Source organism: Blastococcus saxobsidens DD2 (assembly GCF_000284015.1).
Taxonomy (GTDB): Bacteria; Actinomycetota; Actinomycetes; order Mycobacteriales; family Geodermatophilaceae; genus Blastococcus; species Blastococcus saxobsidens_A.
Genome location: NC_016943.1, coordinates 4058833 through 4077279, shown reverse-complemented (window position 1 = coordinate 4077279; position 18447 = coordinate 4058833). Strand labels below are relative to the sequence as shown.

At 73.6% G+C, this 18447-nt stretch carries 16 protein-coding genes; 14 read left to right on the top strand and 2 right to left on the bottom strand.

The window, feature by feature from the left end; all coding sequences use genetic code 11:
* Positions 1-61 precede the first annotated feature (61 nt).
* Complete coding sequence (gene galE, locus BLASA_RS19225; protein WP_014377902.1) at positions 62-1015, bottom strand: UDP-glucose 4-epimerase GalE; 954 nt, start codon at positions 1013-1015, stop codon at positions 62-64.
* A 40-nt stretch (positions 1016-1055) separates the two neighbouring features.
* On the opposite strand from galE, the gene hisC reads away from it, so the two are divergent.
* From hisC to BLASA_RS19205, 4 genes are all read left to right on the top strand, one after another.
* Positions 1056-2165: a histidinol-phosphate transaminase gene (hisC, locus tag BLASA_RS19220; RefSeq protein ID WP_014377901.1), complete on the top strand. Its 1110-nt coding sequence runs from the start codon at positions 1056-1058 to the stop codon at positions 2163-2165.
* A 108-nt stretch (positions 2166-2273) separates the two neighbouring features.
* Positions 2274-3287, top strand: coding sequence for a tryptophan--tRNA ligase (gene trpS / locus BLASA_RS19215; RefSeq protein ID WP_197536239.1), 1014 nt, complete (start codon positions 2274-2276; stop codon positions 3285-3287).
* Positions 3284-3850 carry a 2'-5' RNA ligase family protein gene (locus BLASA_RS19210; RefSeq protein WP_014377899.1) on the top strand — a complete coding sequence of 189 codons (567 nt, stop codon included), beginning with the start codon at positions 3284-3286 and terminating at the stop codon, positions 3848-3850. The genes trpS and BLASA_RS19210 overlap by 4 nt, the downstream gene beginning before the upstream one ends.
* 51 nt (positions 3851-3901) lie before the next feature.
* Positions 3902-4891, top strand: coding sequence for a YihY/virulence factor BrkB family protein (locus BLASA_RS19205; protein ID WP_231839496.1), 990 nt, complete (start codon positions 3902-3904; stop codon positions 4889-4891).
* Here BLASA_RS19205 and BLASA_RS19200 read toward each other — a convergent pair.
* Positions 4785-6095 (bottom strand): D-alanyl-D-alanine carboxypeptidase family protein, encoded by a 1311-nt coding sequence (locus BLASA_RS19200; protein ID WP_166486596.1) that lies wholly within the window; start codon positions 6093-6095, stop codon positions 4785-4787. The two genes, BLASA_RS19205 and BLASA_RS19200, sit on opposite strands and share 107 nt — an antisense overlap.
* A gap of 267 nt (positions 6096-6362) precedes the next feature.
* Between BLASA_RS19200 and BLASA_RS19195 the strand changes: the two genes are divergently transcribed.
* The 10 genes from BLASA_RS19195 (at position 6363) to BLASA_RS19150 (ending at position 18405) form a co-directional block, all read left to right on the top strand.
* On the top strand, positions 6363-7418 hold the full coding sequence (locus BLASA_RS19195; RefSeq protein ID WP_041775855.1) for a BMP family lipoprotein: 1056 nt from the start codon (positions 6363-6365) through the stop codon (positions 7416-7418).
* A 277-nt stretch (positions 7419-7695) separates the two neighbouring features.
* Positions 7696-9273 (top strand): ABC transporter ATP-binding protein, encoded by a 1578-nt coding sequence (locus tag BLASA_RS19190; protein ID WP_014377895.1) that lies wholly within the window; start codon positions 7696-7698, stop codon positions 9271-9273.
* A complete protein-coding gene (locus BLASA_RS19185) occupies positions 9270-10496 on the top strand; it encodes an ABC transporter permease (protein WP_014377894.1) in 1227 nt (408 codons plus the stop codon). Before BLASA_RS19190 ends, BLASA_RS19185 begins: the two co-directional genes overlap by 4 nt.
* On the top strand, positions 10493-11779 hold the full coding sequence (locus tag BLASA_RS19180; protein ID WP_014377893.1) for an ABC transporter permease: 1287 nt from the start codon (positions 10493-10495) through the stop codon (positions 11777-11779). Before BLASA_RS19185 ends, BLASA_RS19180 begins: the two co-directional genes overlap by 4 nt.
* Positions 11779-12198: a cytidine deaminase gene (locus BLASA_RS19175; protein ID WP_014377892.1), complete on the top strand. Its 420-nt coding sequence runs from the start codon at positions 11779-11781 to the stop codon at positions 12196-12198. The genes BLASA_RS19180 and BLASA_RS19175 overlap by 1 nt, the downstream gene beginning before the upstream one ends.
* A complete protein-coding gene (locus tag BLASA_RS19170; RefSeq protein ID WP_014377891.1) occupies positions 12198-13469 on the top strand; it encodes a thymidine phosphorylase in 1272 nt (423 codons plus the stop codon). Before BLASA_RS19175 ends, BLASA_RS19170 begins: the two co-directional genes overlap by 1 nt.
* Positions 13470-13533: 64 nt before the next feature.
* Positions 13534-14445, top strand: coding sequence for an ABC transporter ATP-binding protein (locus BLASA_RS19165; protein ID WP_014377890.1), 912 nt, complete (start codon positions 13534-13536; stop codon positions 14443-14445).
* Entirely contained in the window at positions 14442-15284 is an 843-nt protein-coding gene (locus BLASA_RS19160) for an ABC transporter permease (protein WP_014377889.1), read from the top strand. Before BLASA_RS19165 ends, BLASA_RS19160 begins: the two co-directional genes overlap by 4 nt.
* Positions 15285-15535: 251 nt before the next feature.
* Positions 15536-16609, top strand: coding sequence for an adenosine deaminase (locus BLASA_RS19155; protein ID WP_014377888.1), 1074 nt, complete (start codon positions 15536-15538; stop codon positions 16607-16609).
* A gap of 242 nt (positions 16610-16851) precedes the next feature.
* Positions 16852-18405: a DEAD/DEAH box helicase gene (locus BLASA_RS19150; protein WP_014377886.1), complete on the top strand. Its 1554-nt coding sequence runs from the start codon at positions 16852-16854 to the stop codon at positions 18403-18405.
* Positions 18406-18447 lie beyond the last annotated feature (42 nt).

Sequence of the window (18447 nt, the reverse complement as noted above, 5' to 3'; positions counted from 1 at the left end):
AGCTATGCCTGCGGTTTCGGGTCCAGAACCATATGCATAGGTTCCTATGCCCGGGAAGGGGTCAGCGGGCCTGCGCGACCTTCCACGCATCCCGGACGATGCCGACCAGGTCGGTGTGCTCCGGCGTCCAGCCCAGCTCGGCGCGGATCCGGTCGCTGGAGGCGACCAGCTGGGCGGGGTCGCCCGCCCGCCGCTCGCCGACGGTGACCGGGATCGGGTGACCGGTCACCTCGCGGGCGGCCTCGACCACCTCCTGCACCGAGAACCCGGTGCCGTTGCCCAGGTTGTAGATCCGGTGCTCGCCGGCCGCCGGCGCCGGCAGCGCGAGCAGGTGGGCATCGGAGAGGTCCGCCACGTGCACGTAGTCGCGGATGCAGGTGCCGTCGGGCGTCGGGTAGTCCTCGCCGTGGACGGTGAGCGACTCCCGCCGGCCGGCGGCGACCTGCAGCGCGATCGGGATCAGGTGGGTCTCCGTGGTGTGCCGCTCACCGAGGCCGTAGGCCGCGCCCGCGACGTTGAAGTACCGCAGGCTCACCGCCGCGAAGCCGTGCGCGACGGCGTAGGAGGTCAGCATGTGGTCGACGGCGAGCTTCGAGGCGCCGTAGGTGTTGGTCGGCCGGGTGGGCGCGTCCTCCCGGATGGGCACCTGGTCCGGTTCCCCGTAGGTGGCCGCGGTCGAGGAGAAGACGATCCGGCGGCAGTCGGCGGCCCGCATCGCCTCCAGCAGGGCGAAGGTGCCGCTGACGTTGGTGTTCCAGTACTCCTCCGGCCGCTGCTGGGAGACCCCGACCAGCGACTTGGCCGCGAAGTGCAGCACCGCCTCCGGCCGCGCCTCCGCCAGCACCGGGGCGGAGTCGTGCAGCGACACCTCGGCCAGCGTGGCGCCCTCGGGCACCGCGTCCGCGTGACCGGTGGAGAGGTCGTCCAGGACGGTCACCTCGTGGCCGTCGGCGAGCAGCGCCGCCGTCACTACGCTGCCGATGTAGCCGGCACCGCCGGCGACGAGTACGCGCATGCGGCAACCCTAGGGGGCGGTCGCGGAGGTGGAGGATCTCGTGGTCAGTGCCCGTCCGGCGGTGCAGTCGCTCCCGGTCTACAAGCCGGGCCGCAACCCCGCCGACCTCGCCCGCGAGATCGGTGTCGAGCGGGCGGTCAAGCTGGCCAGCAACGAGGTCGCGTTCCCGCCACTGCCCGCCGTCGTCCGGGCCGTGACCGCCGCCGTCGCCGAGACCAACCGCTACCCCGACAACGGTGCGGTGGTCCTCACCCGGGCGCTGGCCGACCGGTACGGCGTCGACCCGGCGCAGGTGGCCACCGGCTGCGGCGCGGTCGCCATCTGCCAGGAGCTGGCCCAGGCCTACAACGACCCGGGCACGAGCATCGCGTTCGCCTGGCGCTCCTTCGAGATGTACCCGCTGCTGGCCCGGGTGGCCGGCGCCCGCGCCGTCCAGGTGCCGCTCACCCCGGGCCGGGACGGCGGCTCGTCCGACACCCACGACCTGGACGCCCTCGCCGCGGCGCTGGACGACACCACCCGCCTGGTCTTCGTCTGCAACCCCAACAACCCCACCGGGACGGCGGTGCGCCGCCCGGAGCTGGAACGGTTCCTCGACGCGGTGCCGGCCGAGACGCTGGTGGTCCTCGACGAGGCCTACCGGGAGTTCGTGACCGACGCCGACGTGCCCGACGGCGTCGACCTGATGCGCGGCCGGCCCAACGTCGCCGTCCTCCGCACCTTCTCCAAGGCCTGGGGGCTGGCCGGTCTGCGGGTGGGCTACCTGCTCGCCGAGGACCCGGCGGTCGCCGAGGCGGTGCGCAAGACGCACCTGCCGTTCAGCGTCGGGATGGTGGCGCAGGCGGCGGCGGTGGCCGCGCTGGCCAGCGAGGCGGAGGTGCGCACCCGGTGCGCCGCCGTCGTCGCCGAACGCGCCCGGCTGACCGGAGCGCTGCGGCAGCGGGGGTTCGAGGTGGCCGACAGCCAGGCGAACTTCGTCTGGCTGCCGCTGGGGGAGCGGACGGTGGAGCTGGCCGGTGCCCTGGAGGCCCGGGCGGTCATCACCCGTCCCTTCGCCGGGGAGGGCATCCGGGTCACGGTCGGCACGCCCGAGGAGGACGACGTCTTCCTCGCCGCAGTGGACGACGCACTGGCCGCTCCGGCGCCCTGACCTGCGGTGACCGGGTCGGTCGGACGATCAACGACCGGAGCCGGGACGGGGGAGGTCGGAACGGGCGGGGCTGCGGCTGGTTTGATGGCCGACGTGGCCGTGCACTCAATGTCATCGCCCCGAGTGCTGTCCGGCATCCAGCCGACCGCGGGCTCCTTCCACCTCGGCAACTACCTGGGTGCGCTGCGGCAGTGGGTCGACCTGCAGGACTCCGCCGAGGCCTTCTACTGCGTCGTCGACCTGCACGCGATCACGGTGGCGCAGGACCCCGCGGAGCTGCGACGCAACACCCTGACGTCCGCGGCCCAGCTGCTCGCCCTCGGCGTCGACCCGTCGCGGAGCGCGCTGTTCGTGCAGAGCCACGTGCCGGAGCACGCCCAGCTCGGCTGGGTGATGCAGTGCCTCACCGGCTTCGGCGAGGCCGGCCGCATGACCCAGTTCAAGGACAAGAGCCAGCGGCAGGGCGCGGCGAACACCACGGTCGGGCTGTTCACCTACCCGATCCTGCAGGTGGCCGACATCCTGCTCTACCAGGCCGCGCGGGTGCCGGTCGGCGAGGACCAGCGCCAGCACCTCGAGCTGACCCGCGACCTCGCCGTCCGCTTCAACGGGCGGTTCGGGGAGACGTTCACCGTGCCCGAGGTGTTCATCCCGCCCGGCGCGGCGAAGGTCCTCGACCTGCAGACCCCCGAGAAGCAGATGAGCAAGAGCCTGCCGGGGGCCGGCTGCGTGTTCCTGCTCGACGAGCCCAAGGTGACGGCCAAGAAGATCCGCTCGGCGGTCACCGACACCGGCCGGGAAGTCGTGGCGGACGCCGCGAACAAGCCGGGCATCACCAACCTGCTGACCATCCACAGCGCACTGTCCGGGCGGACGGTCGCCCAGCTCGAGCAGGACTTCGACGGACGCGGCTACGGCGACCTGAAGAAGGAGCTCGCCGAGGTCGTGACCGAGTTCGTGGCCCCCGTCCAGCAGCGCACCCACGAGCTGCTCGACGACCGGGCGGAGCTGGAGCGGACCCTCGCCGAGGGCGCCGCGCGGGCCCGGGAGGTCGCGGCCGGCACGCTGGCCCAGGTCTACGACCGCGTGGGTTTCCTGCCACCGGCCGGGTCCGCGGCATGAACGACGACACCTTCGTCGCCCGTCGCCCCGGGCCACCGGAGACGGCGGTGCTGGGCGTGATCCTGCCGATCCCCGAGCCGTGGGCGGAGCTGCTCGCCGACTGGCGGACCAAGGTCGGCGACCCGCAGGCGAGGATCGTCCCGCCGCACGTGACCCTGCTGCCCCCGACCGAGGTGCCGGTGGCCGACCGACCGGCCATCCGCGCGCACCTCGCCGACGTCGCCGCCGGCCACCCGCCCTTCGACATGCACCTGTCGGGGACGGGCACCTTCACGCCGGTCTCCGACGTCGTGTTCGTGGCCGTGGCCCGCGGCATCGGCAACTGCGAGCTGCTGGCCAACGACGTCCGCCAGGGGCCGCTGGCCCGCTCGTTGTCGTTCCCGTACCACCCGCACGTGACGGTCGCCCACGACGTCCCGGCCGACATGCTGGAGCTCGCCTACAGCGGGCTGCAGGAGCTGTCCGCGGAGTTCCGCGTCCAGCACTTCACCGAGTTCGAGCAGACGGCGGACGGCGGTTGGGCGGTCGCCGGCGAGTACCCGCTCACCGGTCCCGCGCACTGAGCCCCGTGGGGCCGGGGCGCGGCGCCGAAGCCGATCACCCAGACTCGGGCGGTGAGTTCCTCCCGCACCGGTGACGGCCCGGCCCGCAAGGCGTGGCCGGCCCGGATGTGGGACCGGATCGAGTCCACCGTCGACGCCGCCCGCCGGCGATCCCCGTGGCTGGACCACCTCGCCCGCGCGGGTGGCCGGTACCAGCGGACGCAGGGCGATCTGATGGCCGCCGGCGTCACCTACTTCGCGTTCCTCGGGCTCTTCCCGGTGCTGATGCTGATCGCCTCGGTCATCGGGCTGGTGCTCTCGGGCAACGAACTGCTCCAGCAGGAGCTGTACGGCGCCATCCGTGACACCTTCCCCGGCTCCACCGGTGCGGAGATCGTCACGAACCTGCAGGCCGCCGTCGGCTCCGCCGGCGTGGTCGGGCTCGTCGGCCTGGTCGGTTTCGTCTACGCGGGCCTGCGCGCCATGGACAAGCTGCGCATCGGCATGGAACGGATCTGGAAGGGGCACCCGGAGGAGCCGGAGTTCCTGCGCGACAACGTCCAGGACATCCTGGCGCTCATCCTGCTGGGCGCGCTCGGGGTCCTCAGCCTGGGGCTGACCGGGGTGGCCACCTGGGCCACCGACTGGCTGCTCGAGATGCTCGGCCTCGAGGGCGCACCCGGCCTGTTCGTCCTCACCGCCGTCATCAGCCTCGCGCTCGCCTTCGCCGGCGACACCGTCGTCTTCCTGTGGCTGCTCAAGGTGGTCCCCTCGACCCGGCACCCGCTGCGCCGGCTGCTGCCCGGGGCGCTGTTCGGTGCCGCCGGGTTCGAGGTGCTGAAGCTGATCGGCAACCTCTACCTGTCGCTCATCTCCGGCAGCGTGACCGCGTCGGCCTTCGGCGGGGCGGTCGGGATCCTGGTGTGGATCAACATCGTCTTCCGGTTCTCCTTCTTCACCGCCGCCTGGACGGCCAGCCTCCCGGCGCTGGCGGACGCCGCCCCGGCAGCCGGGGCGACGAGGATCGACGCGCCCGACGGCGACCGGTCGCCCGCACGCTGACCGCGGCCATCCCGCCGAGCGCCGCGACGGTCAGGGCCACCGCGGTCCAGGGCGGTGGGTCCGCTGCGACGGGGGCGGCGGCGTCCGGGCGAGCGGCGGGCGAGGTGTCCACCGCGGGTGCCGTCGGCGCGGCGGCCGGAGCCGCCGTCGGCGCCGCCACGAGGTCGCCGGGGCGGACGAGCCGGCCGACGCCCGCGTTCCCGGCCGGCACGGCGAAACCCCAGTCGAGCAGCAGCGCGGCCTGGTCGGCCGCCCGCAGCGGCACGCTCTCGGTGTCCAGCACGCTCACCACCAGCCGCCGGCCGTCGCGCTCGGCGGCGGTGACGAACGTGTGCCGGGCGGCGTCGGTGAACCCGGTCTTGCCGCCCAGGTTGCCCGGATAGGTGCTGAGCAGGGAGTTCTGGTTCTGGATCTGGAAGCCGGGGAACCGGCCCTCGACCGCCGGCATGTCAGCGGTCGGGATGCGCAGCACGGCGGCGGTCCCGGGATCCTCCAGGAGGGCCCGGAAGAACAACGCCAGGTCGTAGGCGGAGGAGGACTGCCCGGCGACGTCGAGGCCCGACGGGCTGCCGGCGACGGTGTCGAAGGCGCCGAGACCCCGGGCGGTCCGGTTCATCGCGGCCAGGGTGGCGGCCTCGCCGCCGGCCGCGCGGGCCAGCGCGTTCGCCGCGTCGTTGCCCGACTGCAGCATCAGCGCCGTGAACAGCAGCGAGACCGGGTACTGCCCGCCGGCGACCAGCCCGACCCGGCTGCCCTCCACCTGCTCGTCATCCACGGTGCCCACCACCACCTGGGCCGGGTCCAGCCGGGAGGCGAGGGTGAGGAAGGTCAGCGTCTTCAGCGTGCTCGCGGGGTAGTAGCGGCCGTGCGGATCCCGCGCGCCCAGCACCGCCCCGGTGCCGGCGTCGGCGACCAGCCAGGCGGATGCGGCGATGCCGGCGGGCAACGGGGGAGCGCCGGCGGGCAGCACCACGCCCCGTGCGCGCAGCCGGTCACCGCCCACGGTCCCGCCGTCGGGCGCGCTGCCCCGCGGCGGCAGGCCGGTGCGGGGTGCGGTCGGCGTCGGGGCGGCGTGGTCGACGGTGGGCCACGCAGACGGGCCGGTGGGCTCGCGGGCCGGCCCAGCCTGGGCCGCGACGGGCGCCAGCAGGACGACGAGGGCGGCGGCCGTCGCCGGCCACACCGCCCGCCACCGTCGTCCCATGTCCGGGGAGGTTATGCGCAGGTGACGTGCGCCACGGCGCCCGGGAGGGAGTGCTGCCCGAACGGATGAGCCTTCGCAACGATCGGGTCTCAGTCCGTGCCGGGGGTGGCAGCGCACTCCGTCGGCGCGATTAGCGTCCGGGGGGCGTGACGCACGGCCCGCCGTACGCGGGTCACCGGACACGTGCACATCCACACCCCCGGGAGACGCCGCCGCACGGCGGGCGTCTCCCCCCCAGAGAAGGAGATCGTCTTGCGCGGAGCGCGGATGACGAAGGCCAGCGCGCGCGGCGTGGCGCTGCTGCTGGCCGGCAGCCTGGCCCTGGCGGCCTGCGCGAGCGACGAGGAGCCCGAGGCGGGCGGGGACACCGGCGGCGGCGCGGCCGCGGAGAACCTCGAGGTCGGCCTCGCCTACGACGTGGGTGGCCGCGGCGACCAGTCGTTCAACGACTCGGCCTACGCCGGCGTGGAGGCCGCCGTCGAGGCGCTCGGTGGCGAGGTCCAGGAGTTCAGCCCGAACGAGGACGGCTCCGACCGTGTCGAGGGCCTGGCCAACCTGGCCCAGGAGGGTTTCGACCCGGTCATCGCCGTCGGCTTCGCCTACGGCGAGTCGATCGCCGAGGTCGCCGAGGAGTTCCCCGACACCACCTTCGCGATCGTCGACTCGTCGGTCGCCGAGCTCGGGGTCGAGAACGTGACCGGTCTGCTGTTCGCCGAGGAGCAGGGGTCGTTCCTGGCCGGCGCCGCCGCGGCGCTGAAGAGCGAGACCGACCACATCGGCTTCGTCGGTGGCGTCGAGATGCCGCTGATCCAGAAGTTCGAGGCGGGGTACGTGGCCGGCGCCAAGGCGGTCAACCCCGACATCCAGGTCGACGTCGAGTACATCTCCCCGGCCGGTGACTTCTCCGGCTTCGGCGACCCGGCGCGCGGTCAGATCCTGGCCCGCAGCATGTACGACGCCGGCGCCGACATCGTCTACCACGCGGCAGGTGGCTCGGGTACCGGCGTCTTCCAGGCGGCGGCCGAGACGGGTAATCGCGCGATCGGTGTCGACTCCGACCAGTACCAGACGGTCGACGACCCGGAGCTCCAGGCCGTGATCATGACCTCGATGCTCAAGCGGGTCGACAACGCCGTGGAGGGGTTCATCACCGACTACTCCGAGGGCAACGTCCAGGGCGGCGTCGACATCACCAACGACCTGGCGAGCGACGGGGTCGGCCTGGCCACCTCGGGCGGCCAGATCGACGACATCCAGGCCCAGATCGAGGAGTACCGCCAGCAGATCATCGACGGCGAGATCGAGGTCCCGACCACCCCGTGACCCGGTGCGCGGGCCCGCTCCCGGGCGGGCCCGCGTCCTCCGGTTCGGTCCACGGCGGGCCCGGGCGCACGCGCTCGGGCCCGCCGTCGTCATCGTGGCCGCCGGTCTCCCGGGGGTGGCCCGATCGAGGGCGAGGCGGTGCGGCATCATGCCCGTGCCCGGGGGTGCGCCGACGGCCGCACCCGGTAGGACCCGGCGGGCGGAGATCGGCGTCCCGCCGGTGCAGACGAGTGGACGTGCGCCGCCATCCGCGGCCGACCGCGAGAGAGAGGCCCCCATGGCCGCAGCAGGAGCGGCGGGCGCTACCCCGCCGGCCGGGCACGGGGCAGCCGCCCCGTTCGCGGTGGAGCTGCGCGGGATCACGAAGCGTTTCCCCGGCGTCGTGGCGAACAAGGACATCGAGCTGCGGGTCCGCCGCGGCGAGGTGCACGCCATCGTGGGGGAGAACGGGGCCGGCAAGTCCACCCTGATGAAGACTCTCTACGGGATGCACCGGCCCGACGAGGGACAGATCCTGCTCGAGGGGCGCGAGGTCCACTTCCGCAGCCCGGCGGACGCCATCGCCGCCGGCATCGGCATGGTGCACCAGCACTTCATGCTCGCCGACAACTTCACGGTTCTGGAGAACGTCGTGCTCGGCAGCGAGCCGACCAAGGGCGGCCGGCTGGACCGCGCGGAGGCCCGGCGCCGGATCAGCGCCATCTCCGACCGCTACCGGCTGGGGCTCGACCCGGACGTGCTCGTGGAGGACCTCGGCGTCGGTGACCGGCAGCGGGTCGAGATCGCCAAGGTCCTCTACCGCGGGGCCCGCACGCTGATCCTCGACGAGCCGACCGCCGTCCTCGTACCCCAGGAGGTCGACGAGCTGTTCGGCAACCTCGCCGAGCTCAAGCGGGAGGGCCTGGCGGTCATCTTCATCTCGCACAAGCTCGACGAGGTCCGCCGGGTGGCCGACTCGATCACCGTCATCCGCCGCGGGACGACGGTCGGCGAGGCCGACCCGCGGACGACGACGGCCAAGGAGCTGGCCCAGATGATGGTCGGCTCGGAGCTGCCCACTCCCGGGACGCGCAGTTCGACCGTCCGCAAGGCCCCCGTCCTGCGGTTGGCCGGGGTCACGGTCGACTCCGGGGCCGGCCGCCCCCTGGTCGACGCCGTGGACCTGACCGTCCGCGAGGGCGAGGTGGTCGGCATCGCGGGCGTGGAGGGCAACGGGCAGGCCGAGCTCGTCGACGCGATCATGGGGCTGCGCCCGCTGGCGGCCGGCGCCGTCCGGCTGGGGGAGGCGGACATCACCGGGTGGAGCACGCGGGCCCGCCGGGAGGCCGGCATGGGCTTCATCCCCGAGGACCGCCACCGCCAGGGGATGCTGCTGGACGCACCGCTGTGGGAGAACCGGATCCTCGGGCACCAGACCCGGCCACCGGCCGCCCGCGGACCGTTCATCGACCGCGGCCGCGCCCGCACCGACACGGCGCGGATCATGCGCGAGTACGACGTCCGGGCCCCCGGGCCGGACTCGCTCGCCGTCGCGCTCTCCGGTGGGAACCAGCAGAAGCTGATCATCGGCCGGGAGATGAGCGCCGCCCCGCGGTTGCTGGTCGCCGCCCACCCGACCCGCGGCGTCGACGTCGGAGCCCAGGCGGTCATCTGGGAGTTGCTCAAGGACGCGCGCGCCGAAGGGATGGGCATCGTGCTGATCTCCGCCGACCTGGACGAGCTGATCGGGCTCTCCGACACCCTGCACGTCATGTTCCGTGGCCGCCTCGTCGCCACCGTGGACCCCCGCCAGGTCACCCCCGAGGAACTGGGCGGGTACATGACCGGCGCCCGGACCGCGGCGGGTGCGGCATGAACCGGTTCCGCCGCACCGGCCTGGCGTTGCTCGGCCCGGTGCTCGCCGTCCTCGTGGCCCTGGTCATCTCCGGCGTGGTGATCGCGCTGATCGGTCAGGACCCGCTGCGGGCGTTGCAGGTCATGGTCGACCTCGGCGACACGCCGTCGCAGGAGGTCCAGTCGATCGTGGTGATCCTCAACCGCGCCGTCCCGCTGTTCCTCGCCGGACTGGCCGTGTCGATCGCCTTCCGGATGGGCCTGTTCAACATCGGCGTGGAGGGCCAGTACCGGATGGCGACCGTCGTCAGCGCCGCGGTGGGTGCCGCCGTCGTGCTGCCGGGCCCGCTGCACGTCCTGCTGGTGATCGTCGTCGCGATGGCGGTCGGTGCCTTCTGGGCGGGCATCGTGGGCGTGCTGAAGGTGACCCGCGGCGTCAGCGAGGTCATCAGCTCGATCATGCTCAACTTCATCGCGCTGGGCCTGGCGTCCTTCCTGCTCACCGGGCCGCTGCGGGGCAGCGAGGAGGGGGCGTCGATCATCACGACGGCGCCGCTGCCCGAGTCGGCCTGGTTCCCGGACCTGAACGGGGTGCTGGGTGCCCTCGGCCTGGCGCAGCCGCGCACCGAGCTGTTCGGGTTCCTCATCATCGCGGTCTTCATCGGCATCGTGATCTCGGTGCTCGTCCAGCGCACCCGGTTCGGCTTCGACCTGCGGGCGACGGGTATGTCGGCGTCCGCCGCCACCGCCAGCGGCGTCGACGCCCGCCGGATGGTCGTCACCACCATGCTGCTCTCGGGTGGGGTCGCCGGGCTGATCGGCCTGCCGGACCTGCTGGGGGACTCCCGCTCCTTCGGGACCGAGTTCACCGCCGGCCTGGGCTTCCTCGGCATCGCCGTGGCCCTGCTCGGCCGCAACAACGTGGTGGGCGTCGCCCTGGCCGCGCTGCTGTTCGCGTTCCTCGACCGGGCGGCGCTGCCGCTGCAGTTCGCCGACATCCCGGCCTCGGTCGTCACCATCATCCAAGGCACGATCGTGCTCGCCGTCGTGATCGCCAACGAGGTCGTCCGCCGGCTGACCCTGCGCTCGGCCGAGCGGGCCGGTGCCGCGGCGACCGGCGCGCCCCCGGACCCGGGTGGGGACGGTGGCGGCCCGGGCGGCGGCCCGGGCCCCGACAGCGGACCGGACGGCGGCCACCGCGTCCGCACCGGCGTCCCCGGCACGCCCGAGGAGGCGCGCGCATGAGCACCGCTCCCACGACCGGGGAGGGCACCGCGACCCGGCCCAGCCGCGGCCCGCTCACCGATCTGCTGACCGGCGGTGGCCGGGGCCGACGGATCCTGTGGCTGGTCCTCGGGCTGCTGTTCGTCTTCTCCTTCACCCGGGCGGTCTCCGGGGAGGAGGCGCTGACCTCGTCCTCGACGCTGCGCGCGGCGCTGCTCCTCGCGGTGCCCATCGGGCTCGCCGCGCTCGGCGGCCTGTACTCCGAGCGGGCCGGAGTCGTGAACATCGGCCTCGAGGGGATGCTCATCCTCGGCACCTGGGGTGCCGGGTGGGCCGGCTGGCACTGGGGCTGGGGGGGCGCCATCGTCGGCGGCCTCCTGCTCGGTGCGGTCGGCGGCCTGCTGCACGCCATCGCGACGGTGACCTTCGGGGTCGACCACGTCATCTCCGGTGTGGCGATCAACATCCTGGCCGCCGGCCTCGCGCGCTTCCTCTCGGAGCTGGTCTACGTCGAGGGGACCGGGGGCGGGCCGACCCAGTCGCCGTCCCTCCGGGGCGACCCTCCGGCCATCTCTCTCCCGGTGCTGTCCTCCGGACCCGACCTGCTCGGCGACCTGGAGAACACCGGCTGGTTCCTGCTGAGCGACCTGGCGGGGGTCCTCCGTGGGCTCACCGGTGGGCTCGGTCTGGTGACGCTGTTCGCGCTCCTGCTGATCCCGATCTCCTACCTGATCCTGTGGCGGACGGCGTTCGGACTGCGGTTGCGGTCGTGCGGGGAGAACCCGGCGGCCGCTGACTCGCTGGGCGTGCCGGTCTACCGGATGAAGTACATCGCGGTGATCATCTCCGGCGCGCTGGCCGGCCTCGGTGGCGTCTTCCTCGTCTTCGTCGCCGGTATCTACCGCGAGGGGCAGACCGGTGGCCGTGGCTTCATCGGGCTGGCCGCGCTCATCTTCGGCAACTGGCGGCCGGGTGGCCTGGCCGCGGGCGCCGGTCTGTTCGGCTTCGCGGACGCCCTGCAGCTGCGCAGCCGGACGGCCGTCGTCGCGCTCCTGCTCCTGGTGGCGCTGCTGCTGGTCGGGGTGGCCGTCCACCAGGCGGCGCGTCGCCGCTGGATCCCGGCCGGATTCGCCGGGGTGGTCGCCGCGGCGGCGCTGGTCGGCTTCGTCACCATCGAGGAACTGCCCGACGGCATCGTCTTCTTCACCCCGCACCTCACCACCCTGCTGGTGCTGTCGCTGGCCTCCCAGCGACTGCGGATGCCCAGGGCCGACGGACTGGTGTACCGACGAGGGGAGCACTAGTGACCACGCCTCAGCCCGACTGGGAGGCACTGCGGGCCGCGGCGCGGCAGGCGATGACCCGTGCCTACGCCCCGTACTCCAGGTTCCCGGTGGGTGTGGCGGGCCTGGTGGACGACGGCCGGGTCGTCACCGGGTGCAACGTCGAGAACGCCTCCTACGGCCTGGGCCTGTGCGCCGAGTGCGGCATGGTCAGCGACCTGGCGCGCACCGGCGGTGGCCGGCTGGTCGCGGTCGCCTGCGTCGGCGGCGACGGGCAGCCGCTGATGCCGTGCGGGCGCTGCCGGCAGCTGCTGTGGGAGCACGGCGGCGCGGACATGCTCATCGAGACCGTCTCGCTGGGGATCGTCCCGATGCGCGAGGTGCTGCCGGACGCCTTCGGTCCGGACGACCTGGTCGCGGCCGCGGAGCGAGGGGCCTGATGGACGCGATCGACGTCATCCGCGCGAAGCGGGACGGCGCCACGCTGACGGCCGAGCAGATCCGCTGGGTCATCGGCGCCTACACCGGCGGTCACGTCCCCGACGAGCAGATGAGCGCGCTGCTCATGGCGGTCTTCTTCCGCGGCATGGCCGCCGACGAGCTGGCCGCGTGGACGCAGGCGATGATCGACTCCGGCGAGCGCAAGGACCTCTCCTCGCTCGGCCGGCCGACCGCGGACAAGCACTCGACCGGCGGCGTCGGCGACAAGATCACCCTGCCGCTCGCGCCGCTGGTCGCGGCCTGCGGCGTGGCGGTGCCGCAGCTGTCCGGGCGGGGTCTGGGGCACACCGGCGGCACGCTGGACAAGCTGGAGGCCATCCCCGGCTGGCGGGCCGACGTGCACGAGGAGGCCTACCTGCAGCAGCTTCGGGACGTCGGTGCGGTGATCTGCGCGGCGGGCAACGATCTCGCGCCGGCGGACAAGCTGCTCTACGCGCTGCGCGACGTCACCGGCACCGTCGAGTCGATCCCGCTGATCGCCAGCTCGATCATGAGCAAGAAGATCGCCGAGGGCGCCGACGCCCTGGTGCTGGACGTGAAGACCGGCTCCGGCGCCTTCATGAAGAACACCGAGGACGCCCGCACCCTCGCCCGCACGATGGTCGGCCTGGGGGAGGCCGCCGGTGTGCGGACGGTGGCGCTCGTGACGGCGATGGACCGGCCGCTGGGCCGGGCCGCCGGCAACGCCGTGGAGGTCGCCGAGTCGGTGGAGGTGCTCGCCGGTGGTGGTCCCGCCGACGTCGTCGAGCTCACCCTCGCGCTGGCGCGGGAGATGCTCGCCGGCGCCGGGCGGGACGACGTCGACCCTGCCGACGCGCTGGCCGACGGCCGGGCGATGGACGTGTGGCGGCGGATGATCACCGCCCAGGGCGGGGACCCGGACGCCCCGCTCCCGACGCCGGCCGAGAGGCACGTGGTGACGGCGCCGGCGACCGGCACGCTGACCCGGTTGGACGCGTTCTCGCTTGGCGTCGCCGCCTGGCGGCTCGGTGCCGGTCGCGCCCGCAAGGAGGACCCGGTCTCGGCCGCGGCCGGCGTCGTCTGGACCGCCGGGGTGGGGGAGCGGGTGACCGCCGGTCAGCCGCTGCTGGAGCTGCAGACGGACGACCCAGCACGGATCCCGCGGGCACTGGAGGCCCTCGAGGGCGCGATCGGCGTCGACACGGACGAGCAGCCGCTGCCGCTGATCCTGGACCGCATCACCGGATGATGTGGCGGATCCCGCGGTCACCTGGCCGCCGGATCCCCAGGTCGGAGGGGGACACTGTCTCCTCGTGCAGAAGGACTCCCTCCTCCCCACCACTCGCGAGCTCGCGGCGGGACCCGAGAGAGAGCCGCTCGACCCGGACGCCGCCATCTCCATCCGGGGCCTGGTCAAGCGGTACGGCCGGTTCGTCGCCGTCGACGGGCTGGATCTCGACATCCGCCGCGGTGAGATCTTCGCGCTGCTGGGGCCCAACGGCGCCGGCAAGACGACGACGGTCGAGATCTGCGAGGGCTACCGCGCCCGGAACGCCGGTGACGTCCGGGTCCTGGGGCAGGACCCGGCCGACGGCGCCCGTGCCTGGAAGGCGCAGCTGGGCATCGTGCTGCAGTCCGGAGCCGGGGACAGCCAGCTGACCACCCGCGAGATGCTGACCGCCCAGGCGTCCTACTACGCCGACCCGCGCGATCCCGACGAGGTGCTGGAACTGGTCGGACTCACCGAGAAGGCCGGCGTCCGCGGGAAATCGCTCTCCGGTGGCCAGCGTCGCCGGCTCGACGTCGCGCTCGGCATCATCGGCCGGCCGACCCTGCTCTTCCTCGACGAGCCGACCACCGGCTTCGACCCCGAGGCGCGGCGCCAGTTCTGGTCGCTGATCCGGTCGCTGCGCGAGCTCGGCACCACGATGCTGCTGACCACCCACTACCTGGACGAGGCGGAGGCGCTGGCCGACCGCGTCGGCGTGATCACCCGCGGCCGGCTGGTCGAGGTCGCGGTCCCCTCCCTGCTGGGCGGGCGCGAGACCGCCCCCGCCGTCGTGAGCTGGACCGAGGACGGCGTCCGCCGCACCGAGGCCACGGCGACCCCGACGGCCCTCCTGCGCGAGCTCGCCGGGCGCTTCCCCGCCGAGATCCCCGACCTCGCGGTGGCCCGGCCCACCCTCGAGGACGTCTACCTGCAGATGATCGGTGAGGCCCGATGACCACCCCGACGACGACCACCCCGACGACCGCGAGGCGCCCGGCGACGGCGCGGCCGCTGCCCTCCCTGCCGAGCGTGTACCGCTCGCGGGCCTCGGTGGAGCTCAGAGAGTTCTTCCGGCAACGCGAGTCGGTGGTCTTCACCCTGATGCTGCCGGTGCTGCTGCTGGTCGTCTTCGGGGCGGTCCTGAGCTTCGAGCTGGGCAACGGCGTCACGTTCACCCAGTACTTCATGGCCGGGATCATCGCGGCCGGCATCCTCGGCGCCAGCATGCAGAACCTGGCGATCAGCATCGCCACCGAGCGTTCGGACGGGACGCTGAAGGGCCTGGCCGGGACGCCGATGCCGAAGAGCGCCTACTTCGTCGGCAAGGTGGTGCAGGTCCTGGCCGTCACCGTGGCGATCATCGCGGTCCTGCTGCTGATCGGCATCGTCTTCTACGGCATCGAGCTGCCGTCGGGCACCGAGTGGCTGACCTTCGCCTGGGTGGCGGCGCTCGGGGCGGCCGCCAACACGCTGCTCGGGATCGCCCTGTCGAGCCTGGCCAAGAACGGCCGGTCGGCGTCGGCGACGGTGACCCCGTTCGCCCTGCTGCTCCAGTTCATCTCCGGGGTCTTCTTCCAGTTCAGCGAGATCCCGACGTGGATGCAGACCGTCGCGGCGGTCTTCCCGCTGAAGTGGATGGCGCAGGGGCTGCGCTCGGTCTTCCTGCCCGACGTGATGGCTGCCGCCGAGCCGGCCGGCAGCTGGGAGCTGGGCCGGATCGCGCTGGTCCTGGGCGCCTGGTGCGTCGTCGGCCTGTTCCTCTGCGTCGCCACCTTCCGGTGGCAGGACCGATGACGACGGTGCGGTCCTCCGGACCGCACCGCGGCCATGACTCTGTCGTCCTCCGGACGACACCGCGGCCATGAGCCGTTGCCCTGGTACGTGGAGCCGCTCCCGTCCCGCCTCGGGGAGCCCTCCGGGCCCTATCACTGTCGTCCTCCGGACGACACCGCGGCCAGGTGCCGTTCCCAGCGAGTCGAGCCGCTTCCTCCCGCCTACGCGGACCCCTCCGGGGCCCACTCGGCGCGACCCGTACCTTCCTGACCATGGCAGTTGAGCTCAATGCCGACACCGTCCGCCGCGCCCCGAAGGTCCTCCTGCACGACCACCTGGACGGCGGGCTGCGGCCGCAGACCGTGCTGGAGCTGGCCGATGCGGCGGGCTACTGCGGCCTGCCGGCGTCCGACAGCGATGCGCTCGGCCGGTGGTTCCGGCAGGCGGCCGACTCGGGGTCGCTGGTGCGGTACCTGGAGACGTTCGCGCACACCGTCGGCGTGATGCAGACCCCCGAGGCGGTCCACCGGGTGGCGCGCGAGTGCGCCCTGGACCTCGCCGCGGACGGCGTCGTGTACGCCGAGGTGCGCATGGCTCCCGAGCTGCTCCTCCCCGGCATGCCGCTCGAGGCGGCCGTGGAGGCCATGCTCGACGGCTACGCGCAGGGCAGCCGGGACGCCGCGGAGGCGGGCACGCCGATCCGCATCGGCACCCTGCTCTGCGCCATGCGGCAGGACGACCGCTGGGACGAGGTCGCCGGACTGGTGGTGCGCTACCGGGATGCGGGGGTGGTGGGCTTCGACCTGGCCGGCCCGGAGATCGGCTTCCCCCCGGACCGCATCCCGTCGGCCCTCGCCGTCCTCGACCGCGGGCACGGCCACCGCACGATCCACGCCGGGGAGGCCGCCGGCATCGACAGCATCGTGGCCGCCCTGGACGGGGCCGGCGCCGAGCGGCTCGGCCACGGTGTCCGGATCGCCGACGAGGTGCGGGACGACGGCACGCTCGGCCCCGTGGCGCAGCGCGTGCGGGACGAGCAGGTGACCCTGGAGGTCGCCCCGTCGTCGAACGTGCAGACCGGCGCCTACCCGTCGCTGGCCGCGCACCCGGTGGACCGGCTGCACCGGCTCGGCTTCGCCGTGACCCTGAACACCGACAACCGGTTGATGAGCGGCGTCTCGGCGACGAGTGAGATCACCGACGTGGCGACCACGTTCGGCTGGACCTGGGACGACGTGCGGGCGGTGACCGAGCGGGCGCTGGCCGGCGCCTTCCTGGCCGACGCGGAGCGGGCCCGCCTCCTCGACCAGGTCGTCCGTCCCGGGTACGCGGCGCTCCAGGCCTGACCCGGGGTGACGGCAGCCACCCCCCGCTCGGGAATCGATCTGCGATCTTCGCTGCTAACCTGGGCGTACCGGCACAAGGCCGGTCATCCTCCCGGACGGTTTGTCCGGGCATGAGCGCATCCGTGCAGATCCCGCGTTCCATCCCTGGGCGCAGACGATCGCCAAGTGAGGACGCCGGTACCTGACGGTGCTCCTCCTCTTTCACGGGACGCGCTCCGAGCAGTATCGGAGCCCCACCCCGCATGACTTTGGTCCACCCTGTCGCGTTCGAGTCCAACAAGGCCGAGAACGCCGTTCAGAACACCACTGAGAACACTGTCGAGAACACCGCGGCGGACGACGCCGTCGAGACCGGCACCACCGAGACCGAGACCGGCCCGACCTTCGGCCAGCTGGGCCTGCCCCAGCAGCTGGTGACGGCGCTGGAGCGGCGCGGCATCCACCGCCCGTTCGCCATCCAGACCTCCGCCCTGCCGGACGCGCTCGCCGGGCGCGACGTGCTCGGCAAGGCCGCCACCGGCTCGGGCAAGACGCTGGCCTTCGGCCTGCCGCTGCTGGCCCGCATCGGCGCCGAGGTGAAGAACGGCCGCCGCGCCCCGCGCGGCCTGGTCCTGGTGCCCACCCGCGAGCTGGCCCAGCAGGTGCACGACGCGCTGGCCCCGTTCGGACAGGCGATCGGCGTCCAGCTCGCCACCGTCTACGGCGGCGCCCCCATGTACCGCCAGATCCAGCAGCTGCGGCGCGGCGTCGACGTCGTCATCGCCACTCCCGGCCGGCTGCAGGACCTGATCAGCCAGGGCGAGTGCACGCTGGCCGACGTCGTCGTCACCGTCCTGGACGAGGCCGACTTCATGGCCGACCTGGGCTTCCTCCCGGTCGTCAAGGAGCTGCTCGACCAGACCGACCGCAACGCCCAGCGGCTGCTGTTCTCGGCCACCCTGGACGGCGAGGTCGACTCCCTGGTCCGCCGCTACCTCAAGGACCCGGCCCGGCACGAGGTCGTCCGCCCCGGCGGCGAGGCCCCGCCGGCCGAGCACCTGGCCTTCACCCTCGCCTTCCGCGACAAGCTGCAGGTGGCCACCGAGCTGGCCGGCCGTCCCGGTCGCACGATCATCTTCGCCCGCACCCAGCTGGGCGTGGACCGGCTGGCCGAGAACCTCAAGGCCGCCGGGATCAAGGCCGAGGCCATCCACGGCGGGCTGCCCCAGGCGGCGCGCAAGCGTGCGCTGGAGGAGTTCACCGACGCCCGCTCGCCGGTCCTGGTCGCCACGGACGTCGCCGCCCGCGGCATCCACGTCGACGACGTCTCGCTGGTGCTGCACTACGACCCGCCGACGGACGCCAAGACCTACCTGCACCGCTCGGGCCGGACCGCCCGCGCCGGTGCCGCCGGTGTCGTCGTCTCGTTGCTCCTGCCCGACCAGGTCGGCCAGGCCAAGCGCCGGTTCCGCACCGCGAAGGTCGACCCGCCCCTCGACCGGACCCGTCCGGGCGACAAGCCGATCCTCGACCTGGTCGCCGCCGGCATCCCGGTGGAGCCCAAGGAGCGCACCCAGCGCGACATGCGCCGCGGTGGCGGCGGCCCCGGTGGACGTCCGCGCCGGGACGGCGACCGCCCCACCGGCGGCTCCCGCGGCGGCCCGCGCCGTTCGTTCGGCGACCGGCCCCGGCCGGCCGGTGAGCGGTCCGGCGGGGAGCGCTCGTACGGCGAGCGGTCGTCGTCCGGCGAGCGGTCCTACGGTGACCGCGGCCGCTCCGGCGGGCGGCCCAGCCGTCCGTCGCGCTACGGCAGCTGATCGACCCAGCACGAACTGAGCGGCCGGTCCCGGGATCTCCCG